Below are 11410 nucleotides of genomic sequence, written 5' to 3' on the forward strand. Positions count from 1 at the left end.
TACTAAGCTCAATAACGTTTAATTATATTTACTGGCTATTTTATTTACTATTGCATTATTTTAGTATTAAAGTCCGTTGATTATTCGCTAACCAAGTTTTAACTTCGTATTTGATGGCTTGCATTAACGCATTTTTTCCCGCTAATTGATAACGATTAATAACATCCATCTGATTATTTTTGCTATCAATTAAGGCTGATAAGATCGGTAATGTTAAGTATTGCTGATGTTGATGTGCATAAAGATTTAATCGACAAAGTGCAGGATAAGTCGCTTCAAATGGACGATAGTAATCACAAAAACCAGCTAATTCACTACAATCTTGTGCAGTTAAGGATTGATTATCATCAAAAGTAATCATGTCGTTAAACGGTAATTCGATAATATCTTTAAGCCAATAAGCATTGCGCACAAGTTTCTGTTGCAATTGATCAGATAATTGCTGTCCTAACTGGGTTAAAGGTTTAATCGCCATAACTGAATAACTGCCGCTACGGGTCTCTTTATGACTACTAATGTGCACCAAATTAAACCCACATGCCATCCAAAATTGATAATTAGGCTGACTGTACGCAAAGCTCACCGATAAATAATCGATATTTTGGTGATTCGCTTCATCGTATATCGTCTGTACCAGTTTTTTAGCAACATGTTGTCGACGATATGAGTTAATCACCGCAATGCGATTGATGCGTACCGAGCGTAATTTGGCTGCCAGTTTTTCACCTGCATGAGCGACTAATGATTGCGCGACTAAATTACCCTTAGGACGACGCGTACCTTGCCACACTTGCTCAATGAGTGAATCGGATAAATTGCCTTCATTTAACGTAATTGCCGCAGCGATCTGTTGAGTTGTTATTGGATGATTTTGGGATAAGTCATTATTGACCGTGGCTTGCCAAACCGATAAATTTTGCGCATCAAAAAGGCGCCGTAAATCGACTAATGTGGTTTGATAATGAGCACTTTTTAAAAGGTAAAAGATTGTTGTTAATGCGTTTATATTATATCGATCGAGTTTACAGTAGTTTATGGATGAATCAATTGATATTTGGTTTTCTTTCTCTTCCAATATTCCATTTAACAATAACCGATCGCAAAATAACTCTAATTTGTCACCCGTTTGCCAACGGATAGGGTTATCAAGATAAAAAAACTGATATGATCTATTTTCGAGCAATTTTAATAAAAAACCCTGCCCCGTACCTTCGTATCCTTCAACAGTAGTAGTGAGTAATACTCGACTGTTTTTAGTCTTAGCTAAATACAGTAATTGTTCAAGCATGGGAAGCGGTATCATGGCAGCTTCATCAATAATTAAATAATCAGCAAAATCGTTATGTTGCCAAGCGATTAACTCATCAGGCGCATAAAACGGAGTGTTTGGGTTAGCAAAGACAAAAAAACTATTGAGTGCCGCTTTATTCGGTGCGGTTACAATACAGTTCTTGTTATCACTAAATAACCCTGCCAAAGCTGATTTACCACGACCGCGTTTAGCAATAACGACATTAATGTTTTGTTTACTGTTCAATAATTTTTGTAACGTTACTTGCTGCTGAGTTAAATCGCAAGTTTGCTTGTCGATGTCCGACCATTTTGATAATTGTAGATTACTGTGAGATGATAAGACAGTGTGCTCAATTGCTATATCAAATTCTGCAAATGTTTTTAGCAAATGATTTACAAAATTCGGCACAGTAATGGGGGTATAGGCTTCATTCCAGCGTAAACTATCTTGGTCTTGCCAAATTTCAAGTTGCTTCGGTAATAATAAAATCAGCAGACTGCCTTTAACCAATGTACCCGTTAACATTGCAAACGCATCAAGATTAAATCCTATTGTCGCATCAAATATTGCATGCAGATACTCTTGCCCTAATAGCTGTTTGGTTTTGGTAGGTAAAAGAGTATTTGGCAAAAAATCAGGCACATTTGACTGATTGGTAACGGTTATCCAATCGCCAAAATTTGTCGTTATGGTGTGATTAAGTTGCTCAAATAATTGTGTTGCTTCACCCTGTAACACCCATAATGTTCGTGTGCTTTTAAGGCATGACATGAGTTAATTTTTACCAATCAACAGTGACAATATGCCAGCAGCAATGAGAGGTCCGACAGGAACGCCTTTGAAAAACGCCACACCTATAAGTGTGCCAATGATTAAGCCATTAACAATGGTAGGATGGGCTCCAATTAACGATATGCCACGAGTACCTAGCCATGACACTAAAATTCCCACAGCGATAGCAACGAGAGATTGCCATGTCGTGAATGATTTTAAAATATCAGCGACTTTTAATGAACCATCAGCTAACGGAACCATCATAGCAGCAGTTAGGATCACAATACCAATAGTTAAACCATATTTATTTAAAAATGGAAAGTAAGCCGCTAACGGTGTAAGTTTAAACATTAGCAGTAAGAGTACTGCAAAAGTCACTGTGTTATTATGAGTTAAATAACACAGTGCTGCGAGACCTAAAAGTAGAAAAAAAGAAATATCAAACTGCGCAAACATTACAACGGAACACCTATTCGTGTTGCCACTTCTTCATAAGCTTCAATAACCCCACCTAAACCTTGTCGGAAACGGTCTTTATCCATTTTTTTCAATGTCTCTTTTTCCCATAGACGGCAACCGTCAGGTGAAAACTCATCACCTAAAGTGATTTCTCCTTTGAATAACCCAAATTCAAGTTTGTAATCAACTAAAATTAAACCTGCTTTATCAAATATATCTGTCAAAATAGTGTTAATTTTGAAGCTGAGTTCTTTCATCGTAGCTAATTGCTCATCTGTCGCCCAGCCAAAAGCCTTACAGTGAGATTCGTTGACCATAGGGTCATGCAGTGCATCGTTTTTTAGGAATAATTCAAACGTTGGAGGATTCAGTACTTTACCTTCTTCAACACCTAAGCGTTTAACTAAAGAACCTGCAGCACGATTACGAACGACGCATTCAACAGGTACCATATCGAGTTTTTTTACTAAAACTTCGTTATCCGACAACAAGGCTTCAACTTGAGTTGGTATACCTGCGTCACGTAGTTTAGTCATAATAAAAAAGTTAAATTTATTATTGACCATTCCTTTACGATCTAACTGCTCAATGCGTAAACCATCAAAAGCAGAAGTATCATTACGAAATTCCAATATTAATAACTCAGGGTTGTCTGTTGCGTAAACAGTTTTTGCTTTACCACGATAAAGCTCATCCAACTTTTTCATGTTTATAACCTTATATCAATTTGCCAACAAATAATTAAGGAGCTACGCGCTCCTTAAATTCAAACTCATTGCTACTATTTTTGCTATTACTTTTTTAAGCATAAATAGCAACTGGGTATCAGTTTATAGCTAAGATCGAGTCATAAAAGCTACAAATTTCAAGCCACACTATGAATTAAAGTTATTGTGAATTAGAAAGTTATAAATTTTCATATTCACAAAATTAAACTGTTTTATCACTTTCCACGGATCTGATCTTTAAGATCCTCTTTAATCCTTTTCATGGACTCAGTATCTTTATCAGCTCCTTTTTTCGCTTCATTCCCGTTCGAGTCTTTCACTTGTGGTTCTCGAAAAGATTGCGGAGCAATATCATCCATTAACGAATTAAATAAACCAACAACATAACGCTGAACTTCAATTGGTTGTGAAGAGATATCTTCAGCACCACGAGCTAACGAATCCAAGCTAAGAGTAATAGTTTGGGTATCACCAACAATTTTACGTTTAAAAGTAAACGACGCTTCCGCTGTTTGAGTTTCATCCGCTCGAACTATAAAAGCTTTGCCTGTTTTTATAGTTAAGTTATCACTACTACTTATAGGAATGTTTTTGTTGTTTAAAGTATTTGGAATTTTATTCCATACATCAGCACTGAGTGGTGAATTAAAAGTAAGGACACCATTATTATAAATAACAAAGGAATCAGAAACGGTTGGAATAGGTACAACAGGTGCTCGAATATCAACTTGTTTACCTAAATTACCCTTAGAATCAAGTTTATAAATATAAAAATCAGCTACTTCTGCTGGTATTGTCATACCTTTGGGAACAATTAAAGGCTTTAGAGCAGGTGAGTTTAAATAATCTTCATTACCATCAATTTCGCGCTTATAATTTTGATCGCTACCACACCCTACAAGGAATAGAGAAACGATAGCCGTCAAAATAGCGGTTTTTTTTACGACATAATTACGCAATATAGTTTTATCAAACATAGATATCTGCTTTTAAATTAATAGTTGTATGAAAATAAATTACAGTAAATTAGCATCTTTTAATGCTTGCTCTACCGCTGGAATTGAAGATTCAGACAGCGATATCATTGGTAAACGGATTGTACCATTGTCTATTAAACCTAATCGAGTACACGCCCATTTTACGGGTGTTGGATTTGGCTCAATGAACAAATTGTTGTGCAGTGCTAATAGACTGTCATTTACCGCTCGTGCTTCTTGAATTTGATTATTTGCAGCTAATTTACAAACCGCTGCAACTTGTTTTGCTGCAACATTTGCAGTAACCGAAATGACGCCATCTCCACCTAAAATCATAAAATCTAAGAAAGTTGCGTCATCACCACTTAAAAGTTTGAACTGATCACCGACTAATCTTCGGGTTTTATAAACACGAGAGAGATCACCAGTAGCATCTTTTAAAGCAACGATATTTTTAATTTTTGACAAACGTCCGACTGTTTCGGGTTTAATGTCACTACTAGTACGACCTGGTACATTGTATAGGATTTGAGGTAATTCGGTACTTTCAGCAATGGCTTTAAAATGCTGATACATACCTTCTTGCGTTGGTTTATTATAATAAGGAGCCACAGTTAAACAACCAATTACACCAATATTTTCAACTTTATTAGTCAATTCTATTGCTTCTTTGGTTGCATTTGCGCCTGTTCCTGCAATGATATTAATACGCCCATCAGCATAATCGATGGTGCGCTTAATAACATCAATATGCTCATTGTGATCGAGCGTTGCTGATTCACCAGTTGTTCCAACAGAAACAATAGCTGATGTACCATTAGCAATATGATATTCGACCAATTTTTTTAAGCTTACGTGGTCTACATTTCCTTTTGAATCCATTGGTGTAATAAGGGCGACCAGACTTCCTGTAAACATAAAATGACCTCTCATATTATCTGTTTTCAAAACAGCTTTGAAGATTATAAAAACTACGAATAAGTATGCGTTATTTCTAAGTTAAATTCAACTTTTGTTATGCTGGATTATCGATATCGACAAAAATACATTGCAAGCCATAGCGACTTGCTAACCATTCACCTAGCTTTTTTATGCCATAACGTTCGGTTGCATGATGACCCGCTGCATAAAAATTAATACCATATTCACGGGCAATATGAATAGTGCGCTCGGATACTTCACCTGTAAAAAATGCATCACAACCCAGTTGAGCTGCTTGCTCAATAAAGTCTTGTCCACCACCACTGCACCACCCAATACGCTCAATGATTTGCGGTGCATTATCACCACAAAACAATACTTGGGGCTTACCATTATGTAATACTTGCTCTAACTGTTGTTTAAACTGTAAGGCTGTAAGCGGATTGTTTAAGGAACCTGTGAACATGAAATCGGTTATATCATCGTGTTTATCAACCTTGATATCCAACAAATTCGCCAGTTCAACATTATTACCCAATTCAAGATGACCATCTAAAGGCAAATGATAACTGTACAAATTAATATCATGTGACAAAAGCGTTTTTATTCGTCGATATTTTATGCCCGTAATAGTTTGCGGTTCATTTTTCCAAAAAAAACCATGATGTACCAGCACGGCATCAGCTTGCAATTCCACAGCTTTATCTAACAATAATTGACAAGCCGTAACGCCTGTAACAATTTTCTTAACCTCATTTCGACCTTCTACCTGCAATCCATTAGGTGCATAGTCTCGGTATCGACTTATTTGTAATTCATTATTAATTATTTGTTCAAGTTCATTACGATGCATTTTATCTATCTTATTAAAAGAAGTTATAGTTAATAATTATAATCACTTTTATCAATTATCTCACCAATATATTTTATTAAGTGTTCTTAAGTTATTTAATCTTCTGACATTTACAAAAATCCTAAACATTTGTTTATTGATAATATTGCTAAATTATGAAAGTTTATTTAGACTTAACGCCGTGTCAAATTATGCTGTTTTATGTACATTCACTAAAAGGATATTATTGTGCCGTTTTTAGGAATTGGATTAAGTAGCGTTATTGCATTATTTTTTATATTCCATGCAATTCGTACTCAACAGGATAGGTATTGGATTTGTATAATATTTATGGTGCCATTTTTGGGCAGTTTGATCTATTTTGCCGCCATTTGTTTACCTAAGTTACGCTCTACGCCGGTTGGTTACCAGATTGGAACAAAACTACGTAAAACACAGGATCCTGAGCGCGAATTACTCGAAGCCCAAAAAAAATATGAAGCTTCGCAAACCATCAAAACACAAATCAATTTAGGCAAAGCGTTGGTTGACAATAATCGAGCTGATGAAGCTTTGACATACTACCAACAAGCATTAACAGGTAATTATGCAACCTCACCCGATATTTTGCTGCAATATGCTTATGCGTTATTTATGGATCATCAGTATACTAAAGCGAAAGAGACGTTAAATTTTTTAAGTGAAAAAAATCCCGATTATAATTCTGATGAAAGTCATTTACTCTATGCTAGAGTTTTGGTTTCACTCAACGAAAGAGAACAAGCTAAAAAAGAATTAGAAAATTTAATTAGCTACATCCCGAGTTTAGAAGCAATTTCATTTTATTTACAGACCTTAATTGGCTGGAACCAAATCGATAAAGCAAATAATGTATTACAAATCATAGAGCATCGTTTGAGTTACCTACCCAAACATACCAAACGTTTAAATGCTCAATGGATCAAAGATATTGAACAATCTAAACAAAAATTGATTCATATGATGCAAAGATGTTAATTGATTTAACCAATGCGTGCCATTTGTTTGATTTAGGAAAGTACTTCAGTAAAGGTAAAACTAGGCGAATACATTAAAAACTGGCATAATAATTTTCATTTTTTAACAAATAAGATAACTATTGTGCCAAACGCAAAATTATGTGAACGTTTTCGGGGTTTTTATCCTGTAGTGATTGATATCGAAACATCTGGCTTCGATCCTAAACAAAATGCCATTTTAGAAATCGCCGCCATTACGTTAAAAATGAATAAAGATGGTTGGATTGAGCCTGATCAAACCTTGCAATTTAATGTCAATCCATTTGCTGATGCAATTTTAGAGCCTACCGCGCTGGCATTTAATGGGATTGATCCCAATAACCCTTTACGTGGCGCAGTGGATGAGAAAATTGCAATTGAAGCAATTTTCAAAATGGTAAGAGCGGGTATAAAAGCAAACGATTGTAACCGTGCGGTAATTATTGCTCACAATGCTCACTTTGATCATAGTTTTTTAATGACAGCCGCAGAGCGTGCAGGAATAAAACGTAATCCATTTCATCCATTTGCAACCTTTGATACCGCATCCCTATGTGGTTTAATATTTGGACAAACGGTTTTGGCTAAAGCCTGTGAAGCGGCAAAAATCCCATTTGACCACAAACAAGCCCATTCAGCACTCTATGATACCCAAAAAACGGCTATTTTATTTTGTGAAATTGTTAATCGATATAAACGATTAGGAGGATGGCCACTTGCCGATATATCACTACAAGCAGAGTTAGATAATGAGTTGAATGGTGAACAATTAAGCCCAGAGTCCGATCAACAAACAGAATAATAAAAAGAGCGCATACGCGCTCTTAAATGACCTTTGAATCTAAGTTAAGTTGAGAAAAACTATCCTAAATTGGATGCTTTTCCGCTGTTTCTTTAATTAGCGTTTGCAGTTCACCAGTTTGGAACATTTCGATCATAATATCACATCCTCCTACTAATTCACCTTCAACCCATAATTGTGGGAAAGTAGGCCAGTTAGCAAATTTTGGTAGTTCTGCACGAATGTCAGGATTTTGTAAAATGTCTACATAAGCAAACGGCACGCCACATTGAGATAAAACCTGCACTGCTTGAGCCGAAAAGCCACAACTTGGCAATTTTGGCGAACCTTTCATATATAAAAGGATAGGATTTTCAGCAATCTGCTTTTTGATTTTATCAAGTGTTGTCATTTCTTCAGTCGTCATAAACGTTTTTCCTTGGTAATTAATTGCTAGCCTATTATCTTAACGTAGATTATCCACGCTTGATACCGATAACAAGCCATTTTTTTGACCTATAACAAGATATTAAATAAATATATATAATTATCAAACACTATTCAACACGGGTATGGATGTTTTTCAACCAAAAGTATGAAAAGTTTTCTATTAAAAATGAATAATAGATGAAAATAGATTTTTTGTAAAAAAAATTCAGGAGTCTATACCGTTTCAGATTCTTTTTACTCAATTAAATACTTAATTAACTATCATGTGTAACAAAATAGCAAAAAGAAATGCCCTATATTGAAATTGCTAAATAAATAATTCTCAGTTAGTGGGCAACGTAGACATGAATATTTTTTGTGACCAAAAGTATGAAAAATTTTCTATTAAAAATGAATAATAGATGAAAATAGATTTTTTGTAAAAATAATTCAGGAGTCTATACCGTTTCAGATTCTTTTTTACTCAATTAAAAACTTAATTAACTTTGACGTAGCTAAACAACCCAGAGAAATGCCCTATATTGAAATTGATGAATGTATAATTCTCAGTGAGTGCGCAACGCAGACATGAATATTTTTTGTGACCAAAAGTATGAAAAATTTTCTATTAAAAATGAATAATAGATTAAAATAGATTTTCTGTAAAAATAATTCAGGAGTCTATACCGTTTCAGATTCTTTATCAAATTTAATAAGTAATGAGTTATCAAGTTATTAAAAATATCTAAGAAAAATTGACTCATATTTGAACACTCAAATTCATTAATCTAAGGAAAAACATTCAATTCAGATGACGTTAAAATAATTAATAATATGTATATTAGTTATTGTTATTTTCAACCAAAAAATTCCACCCTCTTTAATAACTGTCAACAATATAGTATTCTACCCTCCATCTTATTAACTCTACGAAAACCAACATTTGTGCATCCTTTTATTTTGACTTTGCGTAAAGTCTTTTACAGCAGTAACCTTCTGTTTAGCATCCGCATGCTTATTAGCTTAACTGGCTCTACTCTAGTGCCTTGGTATTTTGGCCAGACAACATTGGTTATTCCGCTCACGCTTGGTGTGGTGGCAGCTGGATTAACTGAGATTGATACTCGGTTACTCAGCCGTTGTATTAATCTAGTGTTGACGTTGTTCTGTTTTGCACTGGGTACGTTTTCGGTCGAGTTATTATTTGATTACCCTGCACTGTTTATGATTGGGCTAGTGTCTTCTACCTTTATTTTTATTATGCTGGGTTCACTCGGGCAGCGTTATGGAGTAATTGCCTTTGGATCGTTATTGATTGCTGCTTATACAATGCTTGGCCATAATTTATTTGATGATAAATTTACTCTACCCTGCTTTTTATTACTCGGTGCACTTTGGTACAACGTAGTATCGCTAATTGAATCAATCATTCAACCTATTCGCACGACTCAACAGTCACTCTCTATCTGCTTTATGAAGTTAGCGCAATATTTGGATGCCAAAGCAGCAATGTTCGATCCCGATGAAACTGACGGATTTAAAAAGCAAACCTTGCAATTAACCGAAAGTAATAATCAGTTAATTGGAGCGTTTAATGATACAAAACGCTCTCTATTTAACCGTTTAAAAAGTTATCGCGGACAATCTTACATTCGTAAACTGCTAAGTTACTATTTTGTAGCGCAAGATATTCATGAACGTGCAAGTTCAGCACACGGACAGTATCAAGCATTAAGTGAACATTTTAAACATAGCGATATTCTATTTCGCTTTGCGCGAATTTTAAATTTGCAAGCGAAAGCCTGCACGCAGTTAGCAATAGCTATCAAGTTAAACCAAACTTATCAACATGATTCACTGTTTGCGCGCTATTTTACTTATCTTGAGGAAGCCATCGCTCAATATCAATTCAGCAATAGAGCTGATATGCTTTTGATTAAATCCTTAAAAAATTTGCATCAGAATCTACTCTCTATCGATCTGCTACTAACAAACATTGATACTGAACAGCACCTCTCTAAAGAGCAAGAAGATAATCAATTGATTGACGAAGAGCTAACTAGCTTTCACGATCTATTTGCTAAAATTAAGCGTAATTTGACCGTTAAGTCTCCACTATTTCGCCATGCAGTGCGAATGAGTTTAGTCTTTTTTGTGGGATATATGGCAATTCTCTGTTCAGGTTTATCGCACGGATATTGGATAATCTTAACCAGTTTGTTTGTGTGTCAACCTAACTATTCCACTACAAAACATCGATTAAAATTGCGCGTTATTGGGACTATTTTAGGGATTGTAGTTGGCATTCCGTTGACCTTTTTGTTCCCGAGTGTGCTTGAACAGTTAGTGCTCATTATTATAACTGGCTGGCTGTTTTTCTTATTTAAAAATTCCCAATATGCTTATGCCACCGCTTTTATTACGTTATTGGTATTCTTTAGTTTCAGTTTAATTGGTGAAAGTAGTATATCGGTTGCTATTTCACGAATTATAGCCACATTAATTGGATGTTTTATTGCTTGGCTTGCGGTGAGTTTTATCTGGCCTGACTGGAAGTTCAGAAACCTACCTAAATTAGTGGATCGTGTTTGTCATGACGACAGTCACTATTTGGCATTAATTGGACAGCAATATCTATCGGGTAAAACCAATGATCCTCAATATCGCGTCGCACGCCGTGCCGCACACGATAGCAGTGCCGATTTGTCATCACTAATTAGTTTAATGACTAAAGAACCTCATATGAATCAGGCAATCATCGATAAAGGCTTTCGCCTGCTCACCCTGAATCATATACTTATCAGCTATTTATCAACGTTAGGAGCACATCGAGATAAAAGTATCTCCCCCAAAACCCTTGACCTGTTTGACGATTTAACGGTTTATATTATTAATCTTCTCAGTGATAAAAAACTAGACAGTGAATATCAAGCCATTAAACAGTTAGTTGCCGAATATGTTGAAACAATCTCAATCAATGACGATCAGACCAATAGCGATCTACTGGTAATGCAACAATTAGCTTTAATACTCGATATTCTACCGGAAATCGTCACACTTGTTAGTGAGTTGGATAATAAGACAGCTTAACAAAGCTGTTTTTAGATTTTTAACATATCAATAGAAAGGCTCTTAATTTTCCATTTTTGCCCATTTTAACAATTCATAAAATAGTCAT

10 protein-coding genes are annotated in these 11410 nt (G+C 35.2%); 3 read left to right on the forward strand and 7 right to left on the reverse strand.

The features are described from left to right. Positions 1–55 precede the first annotated feature (55 nt). The 6 genes from AC5LW9_RS09735 to AC5LW9_RS09760 form a co-directional block, all read right to left on the reverse strand. Entirely contained in the window at positions 56–2065 is a 2010-nt protein-coding gene (locus tag AC5LW9_RS09735) for a GNAT family N-acetyltransferase (RefSeq protein ID WP_493455794.1), read from the reverse strand. Between the two features lie 3 nt (positions 2066–2068). Continuing rightward, positions 2069–2524 (reverse strand): DUF441 domain-containing protein, encoded by a 456-nt coding sequence (locus tag AC5LW9_RS09740; protein ID WP_086309000.1) that lies wholly within the window; start codon positions 2522–2524, stop codon positions 2069–2071. Then, positions 2524–3234: a phosphoribosylaminoimidazolesuccinocarboxamide synthase gene (gene purC / locus AC5LW9_RS09745; RefSeq protein WP_086326741.1), complete on the reverse strand. Its 711-nt coding sequence runs from the start codon at positions 3232–3234 to the stop codon at positions 2524–2526. Before purC ends, AC5LW9_RS09740 begins: the two co-directional genes overlap by 1 nt. A 236-nt stretch (positions 3235–3470) precedes the next feature. After that, positions 3471–4232: an NlpB/DapX family lipoprotein gene (locus tag AC5LW9_RS09750; RefSeq protein WP_198236559.1), complete on the reverse strand. Its 762-nt coding sequence runs from the start codon at positions 4230–4232 to the stop codon at positions 3471–3473. Between the two features lie 39 nt (positions 4233–4271). After that, entirely contained in the window at positions 4272–5150 is an 879-nt protein-coding gene (gene dapA / locus AC5LW9_RS09755; RefSeq protein WP_198236558.1) for a 4-hydroxy-tetrahydrodipicolinate synthase, read from the reverse strand. Positions 5151–5247: 97 nt separating this feature from the next. Further along, on the reverse strand, positions 5248–6006 hold the full coding sequence (locus AC5LW9_RS09760) for a Nif3-like dinuclear metal center hexameric protein (RefSeq protein ID WP_198228171.1): 759 nt from the start codon (positions 6004–6006) through the stop codon (positions 5248–5250). A gap of 228 nt (positions 6007–6234) precedes the next feature. Between AC5LW9_RS09760 and AC5LW9_RS09765 the strand changes: the two genes are divergently transcribed. Together AC5LW9_RS09765 and rnt are read left to right on the forward strand one after the other, a co-directional pair. Further along, positions 6235–7002 (forward strand): tetratricopeptide repeat protein, encoded by a 768-nt coding sequence (locus AC5LW9_RS09765; RefSeq protein WP_198228169.1) that lies wholly within the window; start codon positions 6235–6237, stop codon positions 7000–7002. A 123-nt stretch (positions 7003–7125) separates the two neighbouring features. Beyond that, on the forward strand, positions 7126–7824 hold the full coding sequence (gene rnt / locus AC5LW9_RS09770) for a ribonuclease T (RefSeq protein ID WP_493455795.1): 699 nt from the start codon (positions 7126–7128) through the stop codon (positions 7822–7824). 64 nt (positions 7825–7888) lie between these two features. Here the strand turns inward: rnt and AC5LW9_RS09775 are convergent, their stop codons facing one another. Beyond that, on the reverse strand, positions 7889–8215 hold the full coding sequence (locus AC5LW9_RS09775) for a Grx4 family monothiol glutaredoxin (RefSeq protein WP_038518280.1): 327 nt from the start codon (positions 8213–8215) through the stop codon (positions 7889–7891). A gap of 1028 nt (positions 8216–9243) precedes the next feature. On the opposite strand from AC5LW9_RS09775, the gene yccS reads away from it, so the two are divergent. Then, a complete protein-coding gene (gene yccS / locus AC5LW9_RS09780; RefSeq protein WP_493455796.1) occupies positions 9244–11322 on the forward strand; it encodes a YccS family putative transporter in 2079 nt (692 codons plus the stop codon). The last annotated feature ends 88 nt before the right edge of the window (positions 11323–11410 follow it).

The sequence above is a fragment of the Gilliamella sp. LMG 34360 genome (assembly GCF_984568995.1).